Origin of the sequence: Staphylococcus gallinarum (assembly GCF_029774255.1) — a bacterium.
Lineage (GTDB): Bacteria > Bacillota > Bacilli > Staphylococcales > Staphylococcaceae > Staphylococcus > Staphylococcus gallinarum.
The window spans coordinates 1,501,803-1,525,560 of sequence record NZ_CP069082.1; the positions used below are offsets into that span (position 1 = coordinate 1,501,803).

Here is a 23,758-nt window from a genome sequence, read left to right on the forward strand (position 1 = left end):
GTTATACATGAATGCATACGAAGCATATATGAATGAGCTAGCTACGCAAATGCGTACAGAATTGACGGGTAGAGATTTCAAAAGTTTAGAAAGTGCAGAAGCCGTTAAAGACTTTATGGGTAAAGTTAAAGAAGATGAAACAACATTTGTTGTTATTAATTCAACATGTGGCTGTGCTGCAGGTTTAGCTAGACCAGCAGCGGTAACTGTAGCTGAACAAAATGATAAAAAACCTACGCATAAAGTTACAGTATTTGCTGGACAAGATAAAGAGGCTACTGCCGAAATGAGAGATTATATTCAACAAGTACCTTCTAGTCCATCTTATGCATTATTTAAAGGGACAGAATTGAAGCATTTTATACCACGTGAACATATAGAAGGTAGAGATATCCAAGATATCTGTATGGATATTAAGGATGCTTTTGACGATTATTGTTAATTGTCGATCACATTATATTTTCTAGATTTATATTTTTAAAATAGACTAATTCGAACCAGTGCTTACAATTCAAATTTTCTATAATATGGATTGTGAACACTGGTTTTTAATATGTTAAGTCATAGTTCAAACCGTTTAGCAGTCAGTGTAAAATATATCAATTATTTTCTACACACGGCTTTAAAATATAATCATTTTCCAATATGATAAAGTTAACTAATATTAAAAGGAGAAGGAGTGCATTATTATGCAAAATACCTTTGATCAATCTTATCACGAATTATGCGAAGCGATATTAGAGATAGGTAAAGAAAAAGAAGACCGCACAAACACAGGAACAATTTCAAAATTTGGCCATCAGCTACGTTTTGATTTAACACAAGGGTTTCCACTATTAACTACAAAAAAAGTGTCGTTTAAATTAATTGCAACTGAACTGTTATGGTTTATTAAAGGCGATACAAATATTAAATACTTGTTACAATACAATAATAATATTTGGAATGAATGGGCTTTTGAAAATTATATCCAATCAAGTGATTACAATGGTCCGGATATGACTGATTTTGGTCATAGATCACAAACTGATTCAGAATTTAACGAACTTTATAAGGCTGAAATGCAAAAATTTAAGCAAGCCATTTTGACAGACGACGTATTTGCAGAAAAATATGGAAATCTTGGAAATGTATACGGAAAACAGTGGCGTGATTGGATAGATAAAGATGGTAATCATTTTGATCAATTAAAAACAGTGATTGATCAAATTAAACATAATCCTAACTCTAGAAGACACATTGTTTCAGCATGGAATCCAACAGAAATTGATACTATGGCTTTACCACCATGTCATACAATGTTTCAATTCTATGTACAAGACGGTAAATTAAGTTGTCAACTCTATCAACGAAGCGCAGATATATTCCTTGGTGTTCCATTTAACATAGCAAGCTATAGTTTATTAACACATTTAATTGCTAAAGAGTGTAATTTAGAAGTTGGAGAATTTATTCATACATTTGGTGATGCTCATATTTATTCAAATCATATCGACGCAATTGAGACACAGTTAGCTAGAGACAGCTATGCTCCACCACAATTAAAAATTAATAGCAATGCCTCTATTTTTGATATTGAATACGAAGACTTAGAAATTATAGATTATGAGTCTCATCCAGCAATTAAAGCACCAATTGCAGTATAAAACCGCTTTTTATTTAATAAATTGCACACTTTACTATATAATAATTGAGAGTTCATACAATTTTGAAAAATAGCTCACACAAAGGGAGGACCATCATGACACTTTCAATATTAGTGGCACATGATCAACAGAGGGTAATTGGCATTGACAATAAACTTCCTTGGCATTTGCCAAATGATTTAAAACACGTAAAATCTTTAACGACTCATAACACTTTAGTTATGGGTAGAGCAACGTTCGACTCGATTGGAAAGCCATTACCAAATAGACGTAACGTGGTATTAACTAGGAATAAAGCTTTCCATCATGAAGGTGTCGATGTGATACATTCTATTGATGAAATATTCGAATTACCAGGTCATGTATTTATCTTTGGTGGCCAAACATTATTTGAAGCATTAATTGATCAAGTTGACGATATGTATATCACAGTGATTGAAGATAAATTTAATGGCGATACCTTTTTCCCACCTTATACATTTAAAGAATGGGAAGTAGAATCAGCAGTAACAGGTGAATTAGATGAAAAGAACACTATTCCTCATACATTTTTACATTTAATTCGTAAGCAACATTAACAGGAGGAAATATATGAGTAAAAAGAAAATAGTGACGGACTCAACATCGGATCTTTCTCAAAAATATTTAACTGATAACGATATTAATGTTATTCCATTAAATCTAACGATAGATGGTGAATCATTTGCTGACCAAATTGATATTTCATCAGAAGCATTTATCGAAAAAATTGAAAATGATGCAGATGTTAAAACAAGTCAACCTGCAATTGGCAAATTTATCGATTTATATGATGAATTAGGTGCAGATGGTTCAGAAATCATTAGTATTCATATGACTTCTGGATTAAGTGGTACGTATCAAACTGCTTTGCAAGCAAGTCAAATGACTAAAAGTAATGTCACAGTTATCGATTCAAAATCCATATCCTATGGTTTAGGCTATCAAGTGCAACATGTAGTCAAATGGAATAATGAGGGACTTTCAACTACAGACATCGTTAACCAAATTAATGAATTACAAAAAGATATCAAGCTCTACGTTGTTATCGGTCAATTAAACCAATTAATTAAAGGTGGTCGCATCAGTAAGACAAAAGGTTTAATCGGTAATATGATGAAAATTAAACCCATAGGCACATTAGTTGATGGTAAAATAGAACTTATCCATAATTCACGTACACAAAATGCAAGCATTCAGTATTTGAAAAAGGAAATCACACAATTTATTGGAGATAAAAAAATTAAATCCATTGGAATTGCACATGCAAATATAATTGAATTCGTTGATAAAATCAAAAAACATTTCACTGAAGAATTTAATTTCACTCAATATGATACTAATGTTACAACGCCTGTGATTTCAACGCATACAGGACAAGGTGCAATCGGACTTGTCGTGCTTAGATCCTAAAAGCGAACTGTCGTAAATATTACAATTAAATCTTGTCTTAAATTAATATTCAATCAATTTTATAGCAAATTCCTTAAAATAGTGGTAATTTTATGACAAAATAGTATTAGGAGGGGTTTCATGGCTTATGCGACATTAGCAGGTGGTTGTTTTTGGTGTTTAGTAAAACCCTTCACCACATATCCAGGTATTGAAACAGTAGTTTCAGGGTATAGTGGTGGACATGTGGAGCATCCTACTTACGAAAGTGTAAGTACAAATCAAACTGGACATGTAGAAGCAGTTCAAATTACTTATGATCCAGAAGTAACTACATTCGAGAATATTCTTGATGTATATTTCAAAACATTTGATCCAACTGATAATGGCGGACAATTCTTTGACCGTGGCGAACATTATCAACCAGTCATCTTTTATCACGATGAACACCAAAAGCAAGCAGCAGAAGCAAAAATACAAGAATTGAACGAACAAGCAATCTTTGATAAACCAGTAATAACACCCATTAAACCGTATAAAAATTTCTATCCTGCCGAATCTTATCATCAAGATTATTATAAAAAGAACCCGCTACATTATGAGCAATATCAACGTGGTTCAGGAAGAAAAGCTTTTATAGAAAAACATTGGGGGAAACAAAATGATTAAAAAGTCAAAAAATGATTTAACTGAAATGGAATATCTTGTAACACAAGAAAATGGAACTGAACCACCTTTTCAAAATGAATATTGGAATCATTTTGAAAAAGGTATTTATGTTGATAAAATTTCAGGTAAGCCATTATTTACATCTGAAGAAAAATTTGAATCAGATTGTGGTTGGCCTAGTTTTTCTAAAGCATTGGATGACGATGAAATCATTGAATTAGTCGATAAATCCTTTGGCATGGTTCGAACTGAAGTGCGTTCAGAAGATGCAAATAGTCACCTTGGACATGTATTTAATGACGGTCCAACTGAAAGTGGTGGATTACGTTACTGCATTAATTCAGCAGCAGTACAATTTATTCCATTCGATAAATTAGAAGAATTAGGTTATGGAGATTTAATACCACATTTTGAAAAATAAGGAGCGAACAAGTTATGTTTAAAAAGTTATTTGGTAAAAACAAAGAAGTAAATAAAGATAGTGAAATTTTTGCACCACTTACTGGAGAATATGTAAAAATAGAAGACATTCCAGACCCTGTCTTCGCACAAAAAATGATGGGTGAAGGCTTTGGAATTAACCCAACTGAAGGTGAAGTTGTATCACCAATTGAGGGTAAAATTGATAACGTCTTCCCAACTAAACATGCTATCGGATTAAAAGCAGACAATGGTCTAGAATTATTAGTTCATATTGGTTTAGATACCGTACAATTAGACGGAGAAGGATTTGAAATTTTAGTTGAAAGTGGCGACACTGTAAATGTTGGTGACCCGATTCTTCGCTTCGACTTAAATTATATTAAAGAAAATGCAAAATCTGTTATTTCACCTATTATTATCACTAACTCTGATAATACTACATCTGTTTCAATTGCTGATGTGGCATCAGTTACTAAAGGTGAAACTAAAATTATTGATGTGACAATGAATTAATGAAAGACCATTCATTTTATCAATTTGTATTAACCGTACGTGGTCGTAATGATGAGAAAGGTAGATTAGCTGAAGAAATTTTTGATGATTTATCCTTTCCAAAGCACGAAAAAGACTTCCATTCTTTATCAGATTATATAGAAACACAAAGTACGTTCACTATTTCTATGTCTGTGTTTGATGATTTATATGAAGAATATACGGAATGGTTAAAATTTTAAATCACTTAATATTTGTCGATATATATATAAGTATATTAAAATATTAATGTGTCATATAAGATGCTGGGATTAATCGAATATGGTTCAATCCCAGCTATTTTTATTTTCATAAAAAATCTAATTGATAAATTGTACATAAGTATTAGGAAGTGATGAAATGTCGGATAATAAAGAAATTCAAGAGCAAGATCAACCAGTAGAACAACAACAAAAACGCGTAAGTTTCAAAAAAAGTAACCTGATTTTATTATTACTGACAACAATTATTTTGACGGTATTAATTACAGTATTTGCTACGATTGCAATTAGCCATTGGACGAGCGGACTAAATGGGCAACAACGTGCTGAAATGAAAAAAGTTCAACAAGTATATAAAATTTTAAATGATGAATATTATAAGAAAACAAATTCTGAAAAATTATCCGAAGCTGCAATAGATGGCATGGTTAAAGACCTAGACGACCCATATTCTGAATATATGACTAAAAAGGAAACAACATCATTTAATGAAGATGTTTCAGGTGATTTTGTCGGAATAGGTGCTGAAATGCAGAAGAAAAATAATAAAATTGAAATTACCAGTCCTATGAAAAGTTCTCCAGCTGAAAAAGCTGGTATTCGACCAAAAGATGTTGTGACAAAAGTTAATGGCAAGTCAGTAAAAGGCAAGCCTTTAGAAAGTATTGTAAAACAAGTAAGAGGAAAACAGGGAACAAAGGTCACTTTAACTATTGAAAGGGCCAATCAAGAACATGAAATTACGATAAAGAGAGATAAAATCCACGTTAAAAGTGTAGAATATAAAAAGCATAAAAACATCGGTGTGTTTACGATTAATAAATTCCAAAATAGTACATCTGGCGAACTCAAGTCGGCAATCATAAAAGCGCATAAAGATGGTGTGAGAAATATTGTGATTGATTTAAGAAATAATCCAGGTGGTTTATTAGACGAAGCTGTTAAAATGGCCAATATCTTTATTGATAAAGGGGATACTGTGGTCCAATTACAAAAAGGAAATCATAAAGAAAAAGTAACAGCACCTAATGATGCATTAAAAGAAGCTAAAGATATGCATGTCTCTATATTGGTAAATAAAGGTTCTGCAAGTGCTTCTGAAGTGTTTACTGGTGCTATGAAAGACTATAATAAGGCAAAGGTTTATGGTACAAAAACATTTGGTAAAGGTATTGTACAAACAACACACGAATTTAGTGATGGTTCATTATTAAAATTTACTAATATGAAATGGTTAACGCCTAAAGCGCACTACATTCATGGTAAAGGTATTAAACCCGATGTAAAAATTTCTGAACCAGCCTACCAATCTTTAAATGTAATTCCTAATAAAAAGGTTTATAAACTAAATGATACGGATAAAAATGTTAAGACCATGAAAATTGGTTTAACAGCATTAGGCTTTAAAGTTGATAATGAATCCGAAAAATTTGATAGTTCTTTAGCAACTGCAATCAAAGCATTCCAAAGTAAGAATGATTTAACTGTTACTGGAGAATTTGATAAAAAAACAAATGAAAAATTCACTCAAGAACTAGTTAATAAAGCTAATGGTGAAGATACTGTATTACAGAATTTATTGCAAAAATTAAATTAAATGTAAGAGGTGTTTTTAATGATTAGAGTTGCAACACTAAGAGACTTAAACAGTATTTTAACAATTGTTGAAGAAGCTAAAGCTGTTATGCAGCAAGATAACAATAATCAGTGGGATGAACACTATCCAGTCGAAAGTCATTTTGAAGAAGATATCAATAAAGAAACCTTATATGTATTAGAAGAAAATGATGAAATTTATGCATTTATTGTGGTCGACCAAAGTCAATCTGAGTGGTATGATAATTTAAAATGGCCTGTTAATAGAGAAGGTGCGTATGTTATCCATAGACTTGCAGCATCAGCAGAATATAAAGGTGCTGCAACTAAATTATTTGATTTTGCAGTCAACCTAGCTTTAGATCATGATATTCATGTCATGATTACCGATACCTTTGCACTTAATAAACGTGCACAAGGATTATTCGAAAAGTTCGGTTTCAATAAAGTTGGTGAAGCAAAAATTGATTACCATCCGTATAACAAAGGCGAACCATTTTATGCATATTATAAAAATTTAGAAGAATAGAGGTTTTATTATGTCGAAAATCGCTTTTACAGGAGGCGGCACAGTTGGGCATGTATCAGTAAATTTAAGCTTGATTCCAACTGCAATAGAAGAAGGCCATGAAGCATTTTATATTGGCTCTAAAACTGGTATTGAACGAGAAATGATCGAATCTCAATTACCTGAAGTACAATATCATGCGATTTCTAGTGGTAAATTACGTAGATATATATCTTGGGAGAATATTAAAGATGTGTTTAAAGTACTCAAGGGTATCATCGATGCACGTAAAGTGTTAAAGAAAGAACAACCTGATTTACTTTTTTCAAAAGGTGGATTTGTATCAGTACCAGTTGTCATTGCAGCTAAAAGCTTAAAAATTCCAACAATTATTCATGAATCTGATTTAACACCTGGCTTAGCCAACAAAATTTCGTTAAAATTTGCCAAAAAAATCTATACTACCTTTGAGGATACACTTCAGTATTTACCTCAAGACAAGGCAGATTTTGTTGGAGCTACTGTACGCGAAGACCTAAAATCTGGAGACAAAAAACGAGGTTATCAATTAACCCACTTTAATGAAAATAAAAAGGTCTTACTTGTAATGGGTGGTAGCTTAGGCAGTAAGAAATTAAATGAAATCATACGTCAAAATTTAGCAGCTCTGCAAGAAACATATCAAATCATCCATTTGACTGGTAAAGGATTGCTAGATTCTTCATATAACGATAAAGATGGTTATGTACAATTTGAGTTCGTTAAAGATGATTTAACAGACTTACTGGCGATTACTGATACTGTAATCAGTCGAGCGGGTTCAAATGCAATTTATGAATTTTTAACGTTAAAAATTCCTATGTTACTCATTCCACTTGGTTTAGATCAATCGCGTGGAGATCAAATTGATAATGCAAAGAATTTTGAATCTAAGGGCTTTGGTAGAACAATTCCAGAAGATACATTAACTGAAGAAGACTTAATTAAACAACTGCAAGAAATTGAAGCAGATAGAACAACTATCATTGAGCAAATGAGCGTTTATAAAGAGAGCTTCACACGTTATGATTTATTCCACAAAATTTTACAAGATGCAAAATAAGAACTGGAGGTGTGTGCAATGAGTCGTTGGAAAAGAATATCCTTACTAATTATATTCACATTGATCTTTGGCATCATTGCATTCTTTCATGAATCCAGATTAGGCAAGTGGATTGATAATGAAGTTTATGAATTTATATATTCATCTGAGAGCTTTATTAGTACATCAATCTTCTTAGGATTTACCAAAGTTGGAGAAGTTTGGGCAATGGTCACATTATCCTTATTACTCGTGGCATATTTAATGCTAAAACGATTAAATATCGAAGCGCTATTCTTTGCAATTGCAATGAGTTTATCAAGTACTTTAAATCCATTGCTCAAAAATATATTCGATAGAGAGAGACCAACGCTATTAAGATTGATTGATATCTCAGGATTTAGCTTTCCAAGTGGTCATGCAATGGGAGCAACAGCATTTTTTGGAAGCTCGATTTATATTGTTAACAGAGTATTAAAAGGTAATTCCAAGGCATTTATGATAGGATTATGTGCTTTATTTATAATTATGATCTCATCGTCTCGTGTATATCTCGGTGTACATTATCCGACTGATATTATAGCTGGAATTATCGGTGGTGCATTTTGTGTAGTATTATCAACATTAATCCTAAGACATAAACTACAAATATAATAAGTTATAATTTTAAAAAGCAGTTAGATGAAAAAATCATCTAACTGCCTTTTTTGTGTCAAAATTTATTATAAAAGCCGATTTTACAAAGTAAAACCGGCTTTTATATTTCACGTCGTCTCGCAACGTTAGTCTTTTACGGGCATATAAAAGGGGATATTTATGAAAATGATTAATCCAACTAAGAACAAATATGTGTGGGGGGAATGTCTTATGTTTGGAATTGATAATCATTTTCAATTACATTATACAACACTGAGAATAATTGTCAATTAGAAATCGTAATTTTTTTAAATTCATTTAAAAACGCTTTCTGTAACACTAATTCAGTGATAAAAATGATTATAAATGATATTCATTCTCAATACAAATAATAAAGATTAAAATAACAAATTATCAACAATTTAAGATAATAACTTTCTACATGAATTATTTTCCTTTAATATATAGGTGAGGTGCGGAACTAATGACAAAAATTTTAATTGTAGAAGATGAACAAAATCTTGCTCGATTTATAGAACTTGAACTGGAGCATGAAAATTATACTGTAGATATTGAAAACGATGGAAAATTAGGTCTAGAAAAGGGATTAACAAACAGTTATGACTTAATTCTATTAGATTTAATGTTACCTAATATCAACGGACTTGAAATATGTCGCCAAATCAGACAAAGCCAAACAACACCTATTATAATTATCACTGCAAAGAGTGATACATATGATAAAGTGGCAGGCCTCGATTATGGCGCTGATGATTATATCGTAAAGCCATTTGATATAGAGGAACTACTAGCAAGAATTAGAGCCATGTTGCGAAGACAACCTAAGAAAAACATCATTGACATAAAAGGGCTTATTATAGATAAAGATGCCTTTAAAGTTACTGTTGATGGTATGCCTTTAGACTTAACAAAAACTGAATATGATTTACTTTATTTGCTCGCTGAAAATAAGAACCATGTAATGCAACGCGAACAAATAATAACAGATGTGTGGGGATATGATAGTGAAGTCGAAACGAATGTAGTTGACGTTTATATTAGATATCTTAGAAATAAATTAAAACCATTTGGCAAAGATAAATATATTGAGACAGTACGTGGTGTCGGGTATGTGATAAGGCAATGAAACAACGTAAATTACGCACAAAGTGGATGATTATTACAACGACTATCACTTTTCTAACTATATTTTTTTTCAGCATCATAATCATATTTTTCTTAAGCAGTTCATTAAGACATAACGAACTTGATGAGGCAGAAAGAAGTTCTGAAGATATTCAAAAGCTATTTGATACTAAAAAGTTATCCGAAATCACACCATTAGATTTAAATGCAGCGCTAGGGAATTTTCAAAAAGTAATGTTATTTAATGAAGATGGCAAGAAAATAATAGAAACTTCTAACAGTCATTCCATCGATATTTCACCGAGATTGCAAAAAACGGATATTAATCATGTTATCGTAAAAAATGAACATAACAACGATTATCTTGTTATCACACGTCATATTGATATGCCAAATTTTAAAGGCTATAGTGTCGTCGTACACTCATTGGAAGACTATAATGCACTCGTAAGTTCACTGTACTTTTTAGCACTCATCTTTGGAGTGATTGCAACCTTTATCACTGCAATTATTAGTTACTTCTTTTCATCACAAATAACGAAACCACTCATATTAATGTCGAATAAGATGCAACAAATTCGACGAGACGGCTTCCAAGAGAAAGTAGAACTCACAACGAACTATGAAGAAACAGATAATTTAATAGTCACTTTTAATGCAATGATGTACCAATTAGAAGAATCATTTAATCAACAGCGTCAATTTGTAGAAGATGCTTCACACGAATTACGAACTCCTTTACAAATTATTCAAGGCCATTTGAATTTGATACAACGCTGGGGTAAGAAAGATGCAGCAATCTTAGAAGAATCACTTGATATTTCTTTAGAAGAAATGAACCGTATCACTAAATTAGTAGAAGAATTGTTATTACTTACTAAAGATAATACGAATACTAAATTCAAAGAATTAGAAAACGTGGAAATTAATCATGAAATATCATCCCGTATTAAATCATTAGAACAATTACACCAAGACTATACCTTTGAATTTGAACCATATGCGAAACCGATAAATATTAAAATTGATCGTTATCAATTGGAACAAGTATTAATTATATTTATCGATAACGCTATGAAATATGATCAAATTAATAAATATATTCATATTCAAACCAACCTTAAGAACAAACAAATTTCAATAGAAATTACTGACCATGGTGTCGGTATACCTAAGGAAGATATAGAATTTATATTTGATCGCTTTTATAGAGTAGATAAATCTCGTTCACGAAAATTAGGCGGTAATGGATTAGGATTATCCATTGCAAAAAAAATCATCGAACTAAATAATGGAACAATACAAGTTGAAAGTGAACTAGGGAAATATACCACTTTTAGAATAGTATTTTAACGTTTAGACAGACTACAACTATTAAATGTTCAAATTTTATATGTTACACTATTAAATATAAAATACAAAAAGCAGAACCATTTTAAATGAGGTTCTGCTTTTTTCATAGAACTAGGTTATTGGCACTTTAATTTGAATAAATTTAATGCTATTATTGTTGTGTAAGCGTTTCAACTATTTTGTGGAGGGTGTAAAATGAGCAACGAAAAACAGGTTTCCGAGGCACCTGTAAATTTCGGGGCAAATCTTGGATATGTTTTGGATTTATATGATATATATCTAAACGATCCTGCTTCAGTCCCTGAAGATTTGCAAGTCCTATTTAGTACAATTAAAGACGGTGAAGCAAACATCGCAACAAATACAACAAATCAATCACAATCGACTAAAGGCGACAGTACTATTAAACGTGTGATGCGCCTAATCGATAATATTCGCCAATATGGGCATTTATTGGCAGATATTTATCCAGTCAACAGACCAGCGAGAGAACATGTTCCAAAATTAAGTATAGAAGATTTTAATTTAGATCGTGAAACGCTTGAATCTATCTCAGCTGGTATCGTTTCTGAGCATTTTAAAGATATTTATGATAATGCTTATGAAGCAATCGTACGTATGGAAAAGCGATATAAAGGACCAATCGCTTTCGAATATACTCATATTAACAATAATAAAGAGCGCGTATGGTTGAAGAGACGAATCGAAACACCATACAAAGCCTTATTAAATGAAAATCAAAAAATTGAACTTTTTAAAAAATTAGCACATGTTGAAGGCTTTGAGAAATATCTACACAAGAACTTTGTTGGAGCAAAACGCTTTTCAATTGAAGGTGTAGACTCACTCGTTCCAATGCTTCAACAAACATTAAAGTTAGCCAGTGATGAAGGTATACAAAATATTCAAATCGGTATGGCACACCGAGGCAGACTAAATGTACTGACTCACGTACTTGAGAAACCATATGAAATGATGATTTCTGAATTTATGCATACTGACCCTATGAAGTTCCTACCTGAGGATGGAAGCCTTCAGCTTACTTCTGGTTGGTCAGGAGATGTGAAATACCATTTAGGTGGCGTAAAAACTACTCAATCTTATGGAATTGAACAACGTATTTCATTAGCAAATAACCCTAGTCACTTAGAAATCGTTTCACCAGTAGTGTTAGGTAAGACTAGAGCAGCACAAGATGATACGCATAAATCAGGTGCAGTTTCAACAGAGTTTAAAAAATCAATGCCAATTATCATTCATGGTGACGCAGCTTATCCTGGACAAGGCATAAACTTTGAAGCGATGAACTTAGGTAATTTAGATGGTTATTCTACGGGTGGTTCATTACACATCATCACAAATAACCGTATTGGCTTTACTACTGAACCACATGATGGTCGTTCAACAACATATTCTTCAGATGTTGCTAAAGGATATGATGTGCCAATCATGCATGTAAATGCAGATGATGTTGAAGCTACTATTGAAGCAATTGAAATTGCAATGGCATTCAGAAAGGAATTCCATAAAGACGTTGTTATTGACCTTGTTGGTTATCGTCGTTACGGGCATAACGAAATGGATGAACCATCTATAACAAACCCACTACAATACCATGAAATTCGTAAACATGATCCAGTAGATGTTCTTTACGGTAAACAACTCGTAAATGAAGGTATTATCACTGAAGATCAAATGAATCAAATTATCGACGATGTACAAAAAACATTACGTGCAGCACATGATAAAATTGATAAAAACGATAAAATGGACAATCCAGATATGCAAAAACCTGAAAGTCTAGCTGAACCTATCCAAACTAAGGATGAAGATGTCAGCTTAGAACGTTTGAAAGAAATCAATGATGCGATGTTAACTTATCCATCAGGTTTCAATGTTCTTAAAAAATTAAATAAAGTACTTGAAAAACGACAAGAACCATTTGAAAGTGAAGAAGGATTAGTTGATTGGGCACATGCTGAGCAATTAGCATTTGCAACAATTACGCAAAACGGAAATCCAATTCGTTTGACTGGTCAAGACAGTGAACGTGGTACATTTAGCCATCGTCATGCAGTTCTACACGATCCTGATACTGGGGAAGAATATGTGCCATTACACCATGTTCCTAACCAAAAAGCGACTTTCGAAGTACGAAATTCACCACTTTCAGAAGCAGCAGTCGTTGGTTTCGAATATGGATATAACGTGCAAAACAAAGCATGTATGACGATTTGGGAAGCTCAGTACGGAGATTTCTCTAATATGGCTCAAATGATATTCGATAACTTCTTATTCAGTGCTCGCGCTAAATGGGGAGAACGTTCAGGCTTAACATTGTTATTACCACATTCATTTGAAGGTCAAGGACCTGAACACTCATCTGCTCGTTTAGAGAGATTCTTACAACTTGCAGGCGAAAACAACACAACAGTTGTTAATTTATCTAGTTCTAGTAACTATTTCCATTTATTACGTGCACAAGCTGCTAATTTAGATTCTCAATCTATGAGACCTTTAGTAGTTATGTCACCTAAGAGCTTATTACGTAACAAGACGGTAGCAGATCCAATTAGCAAATTTACTACAGGAAAATTCGAACCAATTTTACCTGAGGAACATGATAAAAATACCGTGAAAAAAGTAATACTAGCTTCAGGAAAAATGTTTATCGATTTAAAAGAATACTTAGCAAAAAATCCAGATGAGTCTATTCTTTTAATCGCTGTAGAAAGATTGTATCCATTCCCAGTTTCAGAAATTGAAGCATTGTTGAATGAGTTACCAAATCTAGAAAATGTAGCCTGGGTACAAGAAGAACCTAAAAACCAAGGCGCTTGGTCATTTGTTTATCCATATTTAAAAGAACTTACAACAGACAAGTATGATTTAAGTTATCATGGTCGTATTCAACGTTCAGCTCCAGCTGAAGGTGACGGTGAAATACACAAACTCGTTCAAAATATGATACTAGAACAAAGTACAAAAATTAACTAGGGGGAAGTTAAGCATGCCAGAGGTAAAAGTTCCAGAATTAGCAGAATCAATCACAGAAGGTACCATTGCAGAATGGTTAAAACAAGTAGGCGATAGCGTTGAAAAAGGAGAAGCTATTGTCGAATTAGAAACAGATAAAGTAAACGTTGAAGTTGTTTCTGAAGAGGCAGGCGTAATCCAAGAACAATTAGCTAACGAAGGTGATACAGTTGAGGTAGGTCAAGCAATTGCTGTCGTTGGTGAAGGAAGTGGCAATGCAGATGGCGGCTCAACAAATGATGCACCTAAACAAGAAGAAGCTAAACAAGAAACAAGTAATGAGAATGATAAATCAGATGATGAATCATCTAAACAAGATGCATCTTCATCTTCAGATAAAGACTCACACCAACGTGTCAATGCTACACCATCTGCGCGTAAATATGCCCGTGAAAAAGGCATTGATTTATCAGAAGTAGCACCACAATCAAATGATATTGTCCGTAAATCTCATGTAGACCAAAGTCAATCAAATAATCAACAGGCATCACAACCTGCTGCAAAAGAAGAACCTAAAAAAGCACAACCACAAAATCCATCTAAACCTGTAATTAGAGAAAAAATGTCACGTCGTAAAAAAACTGCTGCTAAAAAATTATTAGAGGTTTCTAATAATACAGCTATGTTAACGACTTTCAATGAAATTGATATGACAAACGTAATGAATTTACGTAAACGTAAAAAAGAGCAATTCATTAAAGATCATGATGGAACAAAATTAGGTTTCATGTCATTCTTTACTAAAGCAGCTGTCGCAGCATTGAAAAAATACCCTGAAGTAAATGCTGAAATCGATGGAGACGATATGATTACTAAACAATTTTACGATATCGGTGTTGCTGTATCTACTGATGATGGCTTACTTGTACCATTTGTAAGAGATTGCGATAAGAAAAACTTCGCTGAAATTGAAAATGAAATTGCAAACCTAGCGAAAAAAGCACGTGATAAAAAATTAGGTTTAGATGATATGGTAAACGGATCATTTACAATTACTAACGGTGGTATCTTCGGTTCAATGATGTCAACACCAATCATCAATGGTAACCAAGCTGCAATTTTAGGTATGCATTCAATTATAACTCGCCCAATTGCAATAGATGCTGATACTATCGAAAATCGTCCAATGATGTACATTGCATTAAGTTACGATCACAGAATAATCGATGGTAAAGAGGCAGTAGGATTCTTAAAAACAATCAAAGATTTAATTGAAAATCCTGAAGATTTACTATTAGAATCTTAATCCACAACACAAAATAGTTTATAAACCCTAATACAACGGCGTTCAGCGTCGTTGTATTTTTTTACTTTTAAAGATTTAGGGTAATATGCCTTTAAACGTACCTCGATTAATTTAAGTAAACATAAAAATATTGAAATATAAAAAACACCTCCGTATGATTCATTTTAAATGTAGTCAACGAAAGTGTTTTATATATAATTCTAACAAATGTTTGAGATCAACTCACAGCTCATATAATCACTATATGAGCTTGTATAAAGTAAAGGGATATCTCCCCTCAATTAATCAATAATGTACCATCATATTAAACCTACATAGGCTTTCTGAATGATTTTCAAATATATGGAAGACATTGCCATTAAACTTTATTGAATCAAAGCTGTTAACGTTATAGCGTTCTCCATCTATCGTTAATGATAAATAACCATCATAGACTGTTATATAAACAGTACTGCTAGCGCCATATGGTGTTCCGTTCATAAATCCGTTACGCTCTAAACTAATCATTTTAGATTCGAATTTCTTGTGTATATCAAATGTAAAATATGGATATATTATATAGCCATCATCTGATGATTGTATGGTCTCCAATCGTTCAGCTGATATTTTCTTCACATGGTTTACATGTATTTCAGTTGTTAGATCTGCAAGTGACAACTTTAAACCGTGTGCTATCTTCCATAAAACTGTAAGAGAAGGAGTGGAATCATATCTTTCAATTTGTCCTAACATTGCTTTACTCACTCCAGAAATGGTTGACAAATATTCTAAAGAGTAACCATTTTGTTTTCGATAAAATTTTAAATTCTCTGCAACGATTTTATTGATATCCTCCATTAAACCCACACCTTTATATTCATTTTTCTGTATAAAATAATTAAATCTTTACATATGTTATAACATATTTTTAGACGTTATAACATTAATTGGTATAGGGTAGGGGTCAAGTTATTGTAATAACAGTACATTGTATCATATACTCGAAAACTAAACTTTGTGATAGTTATTGATATTTTTGATAAAAATACACTGTCATACATATAAGACGAATCGCATTTTTAATTTAACTTGCATTAAAATGTTTATAATAATCTCTTGGGCTACATCCATAAGCTGATTTGAATCTTCTATAAAAATTAGAATAATCTGTGAAACCACATAGATTTGCAACTTGTTGAGGACTTTCTCCTTTTTTTAACATATATTGCGCATTTTGCAGTCTTTTATGTAGCAAATACTTATAGGGTGGATATCCAACTAATTTTGTAAATTGTTCAGTTATTTTATATCTACTTACATAAAATTGTTGCTCTAAATCTTCTAAAGAAATAGGATAGGCAAAATTCACTTCCATATAATCTAATATTTGTCTAACAAGTTCTGAACTGTTCGTTTGGTATGGTTCCAACGTTCTATTATCTTCTGCAACTCTATTTAGAATAATAAAGAATTGTGTTAATAATGCATGTTCATTTAGCTTTTTCCCACTATAATTATGGTCCTGTTCCTTTAATAAACCTTGCCAGATATAATACAATTCTCTTTTTTGTATTTCTGTTAATTGTAAAAGACTTTTGAAATGTACTGAAGAAATATCAAAGCATTGTCCTAAGTCAAAATCTTCAGTAGATAATTTTTTTATCAAATCACGATTAAACCTTAAACCAATTCTTTCAGCATGACCGTCTAATTGCTCATTTAGTTTATGAAATTCATAGGGTGTGATAATTAATAAAGAACCAACATCTAATTGATATGTACGATCCTCTATTGTATAGATCATGTTGCCTGATAATGAAAAGAATATTTCGTAATGGTCATGATAATGTAGTTCATTACCAAAATGTCCATCACTTATTTTATGCCATGCCGCGTAAGAGCCATGACGATTTAAGGAAATGGTATCTAAGTTGAACATTATTTCATCTTTATATGACATTTAGAATTCCTCCTCAAATAACAATCTTTTCCTCTTTATTTACAATGTTCATAATTTTCTAAAAATATATACTTATATTATAACATTTTTATTGAAAGGATGAGTGACATGGTTAAACCACGTATAGGAGTACAAATGATGATGCTAAAAGAAAAGGTTAATGAAGAAGGTATATATAATGTCTTAAAAAAAGTACACGATCTTGGTTATAACAGTTTTGAAGTATCACAAATTGAAATGTCAGAACATAATGTTTCAGAAATGCAACGGGCAATCAATGATTTAGGTATTGAAATTTCAGCAATGTCTTGTGGTGTTGAAGATATTTCTGAAACAGAAAAATTCCCTGGAGATACATTACAAAACAATATAGAGAAAATCATTGCAGATTGTAAGGCAGTGAATTGCAATATTTTAAGAATAGGCATGTTACCAATAAATTATATGGGGTCTAAAGCAAAGGCACTTACATTTGCAAATAAATGTGAGTTTTATGCCAAACAACTAAAAGCTGAAGGTATTGATTTGTATTACCACGCTCATAATTTAGAATTCGTTAAATACGATGGCCATTATATGTTGGATTTAATGCGAGATAATACGACACTTCTTGGCTTCGAATTAGATATTCATTGGATATGGAGAGCTGGACTAGATCCTATTGCAGTACTGAAAAACTATAAAAATAGAATTCGTGCGATTCATTTAAAAGATTACAGAATTGGTGAAATTGATATGGATCAATATCCAGGAGAAGGTCATGAAAAGATTTATTTCATGCTTCATATGATTACTCAGTTTGCGGAACTTGGTGAAGGTAATCTACCATTACCGCAGATTATTCAAGCAGGTTTTGACAGTGGTAGCGAATATTTCTTCGTAGAACAAGATGCACTTTATGGTAAAGATGCTTATGATTGTTTAGTTACAAGCCGTGATTATTTATTGGCTAATGGCTACCGAGATTGGTTCTAAACCTCAAATTAACGACAATTTTGTAAGCGCTAACAATAGAAAGGTGAATAAAATGAATAAAATTAAAATATCAGGATTTTCTGATGAAATTGCTTCGGATTTTACAACACAATTGAAAACTGTTAAAGAGCTAGGAATGAATTATATTTCTTTGCGAGCAATTGATGGGCACAATATTAGTCAATTTACTGTCAATACGATTCAAGACCAAGTCATCCCAAAACTGGAACAATGGGGCATAGCAGTATCTTCCATCGGTTCACCAATTGGAAAGATCTATATTGATGATGAAGTATCTTTTCAACAACAATTAATAGAATTAGAGGAACTATGTAAAATCGCTAAATTATTAAATTGCGATTACATTAGAATATTCAGTTTTTATATACCAAAAGATAAAAATTTTGATAATTACAAAGTACAAGTAGTAGAAAAATTACAGCAATTTGCAGAAATTGCAGAATCGCATCATGTTACTTTATTACATGAAAATGAAAAAGATATTTTCGGAGATATTGGTCGTCGTTGTAAAACTATTTTAGACGAAGTAGCTTCGGATCATTTTAAAGCAATTTTTGATTTTGCTAACTTTGTGCAATGTGGTGAAGATCCGCAAAATTGCTATGATTTACTCTCTCAATATGTAGACTATATTCATATTAAAGATGCAGTATATAAAGACAATGTCAATGTCGTATGTGGTACTGGTGATGGTCAAATTGCAGCAATATTAAAGCAGTTTTTCAATAATGGTTATTGTGGATTTTTAACATTAGAACCACATTTAGTTCTTTTCGATTCTATAAAAGATTTAGAGATTGAACATTCTACAGAAACTATTGAAAATGCTGCTGCACAAACTGGCGCAGAGGCATATCAAATACAATACAACGCATTATTAGAAATATTAAAAGAATTAGAAGAGGAGCATGCTTAATGGAAAAAGTACGTTTAGGAATCATAGGCTTTGGTGCACAGGGAAGTACTTATGCAGAATTTATCAATAGTGGCAAAGTTGAAAATCTCGTTATTGGTGGCATTTGTGATATTGATCCAGCAAAAAAAGTACAAGTTCAACAACTTTATCCAAATGTGCCATATTTTGATAGTTATCAATCATTAATCAAAAGTGGTGAAGTGGATGCAATAGTTACAACAGTACCACATTATCTACACACTGAAATTGGAAAATATGCCTTAACACATGAAGTTCATGCATTGTTAGAAAAGCCTGCTGATATTTACGCTTCTAAAGTACAAGAAATTACTGACTTAGCACAAACTAAACCTCATTTAACATTTGGTATATTTTTCAATCAACGTACTAATCCGCTATATCAAAAGGTAAAATCACTTATCGATACTGGTGTAATTGGCAATATCCGTCGTACAAATTGGATCATTACTACTTGGTGGCGACCACAAGCGTATTACGATCAAAGCGCGTGGCGTGCAACATGGTCACAAGAAGGTGGCGGTGTATTAGTCAACCAAGCGCCGCACCAAATCGATTTATTACAATGGCTATGTGGTTTACCGAAAAAAGTATATTCAAACATTAAATATGGCTACCAAAGAAAACTCAACGTCGATGATGATGTTACAACGGTTCTAGATTATGGTAATGGAGCGACTGGTGTTTTTATCACTTGTACTCACGATGTGATAGGCACAGATCGTTTAGAAATAACTGGCGATAAAGGGAAGATACTTGTTGAAGATAGTTCTAAATTAACCTTGACACGTTTAAACGAATCAGAAACATCTATGAACAATAAAATGAATTGGTCTGAAGCACAAGAAATATTTAAAGGCAAAGCATTAGATGACATTTATAGTAGAGAAACATTTGAATTTAACAGTATTTGGGGAGAGCAACATATTAATGTACTTAACAACTTTGCAGCTAATATAATTGACGGAACACCTCTCATTGCTCCTGGAAGTGATGGTATTAATGGTGTAAATTTAGTTAATGCATTTTATTTATCCAGTTGGCTAGGTAGAGAAGTTACACTTCCAGTTGATTCACAACAGTTTGAACTCGAATTAAACAAACAAATCACAACTGAGAAAAACGAATAATAAATCTATTATAAACAAAGTCAAATGGAGTGAATGGTATGCTAAATATCGGTATTGTTGGCCTTGGCGATGTATCAAATATCCATATACAAGCCATTAATAATAATCCACATGCGCAAGTTATCGCTGTATGTGATAGTGATCAATCACTTAAACACAAAGTTCCGGAAGTTCCTTTTTATGAAAAGCTTCAAGATATGTTAAATTACGAAGATCTTGATTGTGTCCATATTTGTTTACCGCATTATTTGCATTTATTTGCTACAAGACAATGTGTGGAACAGGGGGTCCACGTACTTCAAGAGAAGCCCTTAGCACTTAATGCAAGGGAAGGCTCTGAATTATTAGAACTAGAAAAAGCATATCCACATATTAAAATTGGAATCTGCTTTCAAAATAGATACAATAAAACATTTCAAACATTACAAAAAATTGTAGAAAGCAATATATACGGTCCAATAAAAGGAATAAAAGCACTTGTCACATGGTCACGTCCAAATAGCTATTACACTGATAAACCGTGGCGTGGCCAGTTAAAACATTCTGGTGGAGGCGTATTAATTAATCAAGCAATTCATACATTAGATTTAATGCAACTTCTAGGTGGTTCAATGAATTCAATTCGCGGTAATACCACACAACTTTTAGATTACAATATTGAGGTTGAAGATACTGCTTCAGCAAATATTATTTTTAACAACAAGGCGCATGGTCTATTTTTCGCAACAAATGCTAGTATTTCGAATAGTAGTATTGAATTACAAGTTATCTTTGAAAATGAAAAGCTTACCATAAAAGATAATATACTGACACGAGTTAATTCAGACAATATTAAAGAACAAATCGCAGCAGATGATATCATGCCAGGTACAAAATCATATTATGGCCCCAGTCACGGAAAACTAATAGACCATTTTTATAACTGTATAGATTATAATTTAAATAATTATATTCATGTTGAGGATGCAATTACAGCCAATGTGATGATTGACGCCATAGTAAAATCATCACACACAAATCAAACTGTTATGTTAAATGAATAAATAAATTAAATATAAAATAAGTGAAATGAATTCATAAAAAAAGAGACAAATCCTATGTCGTTCTAATGCATTAGGGTTTGTCTTTTTAATTTAACTTCAAAATATAAAGCAATTATTTACATTACGTATTTATCTTTTACTAAAAATAATTAACATAAAGCCTAATAGCTATCATTTATATTGATATTACACTCTAAATGATTGATTTTACTATTTAACTTTCATACAATTATTTTATGAAAAGAACTTTACAACATATTAGTTAATTTATTTATTTTATGCAATAACAAAGGTGGAATAATATGGACTATGCCATCAAGGCAACAAATATATCTAAATATTATAATAAAAAGAGAATTATTGAAAATTTATCCTTTAATATCCCTAAGAATGCAATAACTTTAATAAAAGGGCAAAATGGGGTTGGTAAAAGTATTACGCTAAAATTATTAACCCAATTAATTACACCAACATATGGAGATATTGACTGTTCGTACACGATAAGCTATGCACCAGATACCTTACCAAAAAACATTAAATTAACAGTAGCGTCATATCTAAACTACATTAGGAAACTACACGTCAATAAAAGAAACTATATCGACAATGAAGGTTTAAATCACTTAATGGAACGCTTTAATTTAACTGCGTTTCGCAATACACCTTTAACCGAATTATCAAAAGGTACATTGCAGAAAGTCAATATTATTCAGTGCTTACTGAACAATACTGATATATTAATCTTCGATGAACCATTCTCTGGATTAGATGAAGCAACCGAACAAACATTTATAAATTATTTATCTGAACTTGCGCATGATAAAACGATTATCCTAACTGCCCACAACCATATTATAGAAAATACTATAGTTACTCATGTACTTAATTTAAATACTAAACAATTCTATCAGGTACACGATAAGAAAAACATTGAGTTGAAACAAATATTAATTCCAAATCAGAAAACGACATTGCCGAATGAAATTCAGCAATATATCGCTGATCAAAAACAGAAAGAACACAACATTATTGCGCTTACAGCATTAAAAACGAATAGCAACCTTTTAATAAAGTCATTAATTGAACATAACTATGAAATCATAGAAGTAAAGGACCTATAACTATGCTCACAACTTTTATTAAATATGAACATTCAAAATTTATAAAATCTTATCTATACATAGCACCTGTATTCCTGTTCTTATTAAGCGTAGTAGGCATATACATTTATCGAAATATACCGATTTTATCCAGTTTCGCTTCGACAGCGATCATATTATTTATTATTTTAACTTGGATTACCATTATTAATTTCAATCATGATGGTACGAACGAACGTCATATTCTATATTGCCAATTACAAAGTCGAATAAGATATCTCAATAATAAGATATTGTATTTATTTATATTCAGTTGTCCATTAATTGTGTTATCACTGGTCTATCCAATAATAATTGGGGCATTTGATAAAGCACTGACTCTCAATTTGCTCATCATTGGACTTATTGTTCATTGTCTAATGAGTGTCTTTGGAATCTTACTAGGTACTTTTGTTACCAATACTATAATTAAGAGTAAGAAATATACCTGGCTGCTGACAACCTTAATTGTGGTTATCATCTTAACAAAGACTATGCTTATAGAAAGTTTACCATTATTAAAATGGATCTTATGGGTGTTCCCACCAATCAATCGTTTTATTAATTTATTAACATCTGATAATTTACAATTGACAAATTTTCAATTTCTAAGTGCTATATTATTAGCAATTGTCTATTGCATTTGTGCATATCTCATAATTAAATTACTTTTTCACAGAACATCTGACTTATAAATATAATAGCTATCTACATAAGTTGTCGGTAAAATAATCACTACATTAAAAAAGCGAGTTAACGTTGATGCATATACATCAACGTTAACTCGCTTTTTTATAATAATTAATCATTATATTTATATTGCTTTAAACTTATTTAAGCAATAAACAAAAACAATTCAATTAGTGCAATAATCAAAAATACTAGAAAGATTATTCCATAGATATTATTATTAGATTTTGCAGAACCTTTGGCTTTCTGTTTACTATTTAAGTTAGTTACGAAAGTGATTCCTGAGTAAACTGCAATTAACACTGTGATTGCAAAGATAATCCAAATTCCAGACATAAAATAACGCCCCTTCACTTTACTTTTACTTAAATTGAAGTTTTACCTA

At 31.8% G+C, this 23,758-nt stretch carries 24 protein-coding genes; 21 read left to right on the forward strand and 3 right to left on the reverse strand.

Annotated elements, in window-relative coordinates:
- The first annotated feature begins 7 nt into the window (after positions 1-7).
- The 16 genes from brxA to sucB all read left to right on the forward strand — a co-directional run bounded on the left by brxA (position 8) and on the right by sucB (position 15,502).
- Positions 8-442 (forward strand): bacilliredoxin BrxA, encoded by a 435-nt coding sequence (gene brxA, locus JN168_RS07085; RefSeq protein ID WP_042738680.1) that lies wholly within the window; start codon positions 8-10, stop codon positions 440-442.
- Positions 443-689: 247 nt separating this feature from the next.
- The gene (locus tag JN168_RS07090; RefSeq protein ID WP_042738681.1) at positions 690-1,646 is read left to right on the forward strand and encodes a thymidylate synthase; all 957 of its coding nucleotides are present in this window, start codon (positions 690-692) and stop codon (positions 1,644-1,646) included.
- Positions 1,647-1,741: 95 nt separating this feature from the next.
- Entirely contained in the window at positions 1,742-2,224 is a 483-nt protein-coding gene (locus JN168_RS07095; RefSeq protein ID WP_042738682.1) for a dihydrofolate reductase, read from the forward strand.
- A gap of 13 nt (positions 2,225-2,237) precedes the next feature.
- A complete protein-coding gene (locus tag JN168_RS07100) occupies positions 2,238-3,077 on the forward strand; it encodes a DegV family protein (RefSeq protein WP_042738683.1) in 840 nt (279 codons plus the stop codon).
- 120 nt (positions 3,078-3,197) lie between these two features.
- Complete coding sequence (msrA, locus tag JN168_RS07105; RefSeq protein WP_279525719.1) at positions 3,198-3,725, forward strand: peptide-methionine (S)-S-oxide reductase MsrA; 528 nt, start codon at positions 3,198-3,200, stop codon at positions 3,723-3,725.
- Complete coding sequence (gene msrB / locus JN168_RS07110) at positions 3,718-4,146, forward strand: peptide-methionine (R)-S-oxide reductase MsrB (protein WP_042738685.1); 429 nt, start codon at positions 3,718-3,720, stop codon at positions 4,144-4,146. The genes msrA and msrB overlap by 8 nt, the downstream gene beginning before the upstream one ends.
- Before the next feature lie 14 nt (positions 4,147-4,160).
- A complete protein-coding gene (locus JN168_RS07115; protein ID WP_042738686.1) occupies positions 4,161-4,661 on the forward strand; it encodes a PTS sugar transporter subunit IIA in 501 nt (166 codons plus the stop codon).
- A complete protein-coding gene (locus JN168_RS07120; RefSeq protein ID WP_042738687.1) occupies positions 4,661-4,882 on the forward strand; it encodes a YozE family protein in 222 nt (73 codons plus the stop codon). The genes JN168_RS07115 and JN168_RS07120 overlap by 1 nt, the downstream gene beginning before the upstream one ends.
- Before the next feature lie 157 nt (positions 4,883-5,039).
- Positions 5,040-6,497 (forward strand): S41 family peptidase, encoded by a 1,458-nt coding sequence (locus tag JN168_RS07125; RefSeq protein WP_279525720.1) that lies wholly within the window; start codon positions 5,040-5,042, stop codon positions 6,495-6,497.
- Between the two features lie 18 nt (positions 6,498-6,515).
- Positions 6,516-7,025, forward strand: coding sequence for a GNAT family N-acetyltransferase (locus JN168_RS07130; RefSeq protein WP_042738689.1), 510 nt, complete (start codon positions 6,516-6,518; stop codon positions 7,023-7,025).
- 10 nt (positions 7,026-7,035) lie between these two features.
- Positions 7,036-8,106 carry an undecaprenyldiphospho-muramoylpentapeptide beta-N-acetylglucosaminyltransferase gene (locus JN168_RS07135; RefSeq protein ID WP_229367203.1) on the forward strand — a complete coding sequence of 357 codons (1,071 nt, stop codon included), beginning with the start codon at positions 7,036-7,038 and terminating at the stop codon, positions 8,104-8,106.
- Between the two features lie 18 nt (positions 8,107-8,124).
- Positions 8,125-8,739, forward strand: a complete 615-nt coding sequence (locus JN168_RS07140; RefSeq protein WP_042738691.1) for a phosphatase PAP2 family protein — start codon at positions 8,125-8,127, stop codon at positions 8,737-8,739.
- Between the two features lie 466 nt (positions 8,740-9,205).
- Complete coding sequence (locus tag JN168_RS07145) at positions 9,206-9,868, forward strand: response regulator transcription factor (RefSeq protein WP_107512864.1); 663 nt, start codon at positions 9,206-9,208, stop codon at positions 9,866-9,868.
- The gene (locus tag JN168_RS07150; RefSeq protein ID WP_042738693.1) at positions 9,865-11,220 is read left to right on the forward strand and encodes a HAMP domain-containing sensor histidine kinase; all 1,356 of its coding nucleotides are present in this window, start codon (positions 9,865-9,867) and stop codon (positions 11,218-11,220) included. Before JN168_RS07145 ends, JN168_RS07150 begins: the two co-directional genes overlap by 4 nt.
- Positions 11,221-11,415: 195 nt before the next feature.
- On the forward strand, positions 11,416-14,217 hold the full coding sequence (locus tag JN168_RS07155; protein ID WP_232164050.1) for a 2-oxoglutarate dehydrogenase E1 component: 2,802 nt from the start codon (positions 11,416-11,418) through the stop codon (positions 14,215-14,217).
- A gap of 13 nt (positions 14,218-14,230) precedes the next feature.
- Positions 14,231-15,502: a dihydrolipoyllysine-residue succinyltransferase gene (gene sucB / locus JN168_RS07160; protein ID WP_042738695.1), complete on the forward strand. Its 1,272-nt coding sequence runs from the start codon at positions 14,231-14,233 to the stop codon at positions 15,500-15,502.
- A gap of 285 nt (positions 15,503-15,787) precedes the next feature.
- Here sucB and JN168_RS07165 read toward each other — a convergent pair whose 3' ends face one another.
- Positions 15,788-16,339 (reverse strand): XRE family transcriptional regulator, encoded by a 552-nt coding sequence (locus JN168_RS07165; RefSeq protein WP_042738696.1) that lies wholly within the window; start codon positions 16,337-16,339, stop codon positions 15,788-15,790.
- A 226-nt stretch (positions 16,340-16,565) separates the two neighbouring features.
- Positions 16,566-17,441 (reverse strand): helix-turn-helix transcriptional regulator, encoded by an 876-nt coding sequence (locus tag JN168_RS07170; RefSeq protein ID WP_232138654.1) that lies wholly within the window; start codon positions 17,439-17,441, stop codon positions 16,566-16,568.
- Between the two features lie 108 nt (positions 17,442-17,549).
- Here JN168_RS07170 and JN168_RS07175 point away from each other — a divergent pair, with 108 nt between their 5' ends.
- From JN168_RS07175 to JN168_RS07195, 5 genes are all read left to right on the forward strand, one after another.
- On the forward strand, positions 17,550-18,416 hold the full coding sequence (locus JN168_RS07175; RefSeq protein ID WP_232138655.1) for a sugar phosphate isomerase/epimerase family protein: 867 nt from the start codon (positions 17,550-17,552) through the stop codon (positions 18,414-18,416).
- A gap of 52 nt (positions 18,417-18,468) precedes the next feature.
- On the forward strand, positions 18,469-19,353 hold the full coding sequence (locus JN168_RS07180) for a sugar phosphate isomerase/epimerase family protein (protein WP_042738699.1): 885 nt from the start codon (positions 18,469-18,471) through the stop codon (positions 19,351-19,353).
- Positions 19,353-20,501, forward strand: coding sequence for a Gfo/Idh/MocA family protein (locus JN168_RS07185; RefSeq protein WP_229367197.1), 1,149 nt, complete (start codon positions 19,353-19,355; stop codon positions 20,499-20,501). Before JN168_RS07180 ends, JN168_RS07185 begins: the two co-directional genes overlap by 1 nt.
- A 38-nt stretch (positions 20,502-20,539) precedes the next feature.
- Positions 20,540-21,544, forward strand: coding sequence for a Gfo/Idh/MocA family protein (locus JN168_RS07190; protein ID WP_042738701.1), 1,005 nt, complete (start codon positions 20,540-20,542; stop codon positions 21,542-21,544).
- A gap of 302 nt (positions 21,545-21,846) precedes the next feature.
- Positions 21,847-22,665 carry an ABC transporter ATP-binding protein gene (locus JN168_RS07195; RefSeq protein ID WP_279525721.1) on the forward strand — a complete coding sequence of 273 codons (819 nt, stop codon included), beginning with the start codon at positions 21,847-21,849 and terminating at the stop codon, positions 22,663-22,665.
- A gap of 852 nt (positions 22,666-23,517) precedes the next feature.
- Here JN168_RS07195 and JN168_RS07200 read toward each other — a convergent pair.
- The gene (locus JN168_RS07200; protein ID WP_042738704.1) at positions 23,518-23,709 is read right to left on the reverse strand and encodes a hypothetical protein; all 192 of its coding nucleotides are present in this window, start codon (positions 23,707-23,709) and stop codon (positions 23,518-23,520) included.
- Positions 23,710-23,758 lie beyond the last annotated feature (49 nt).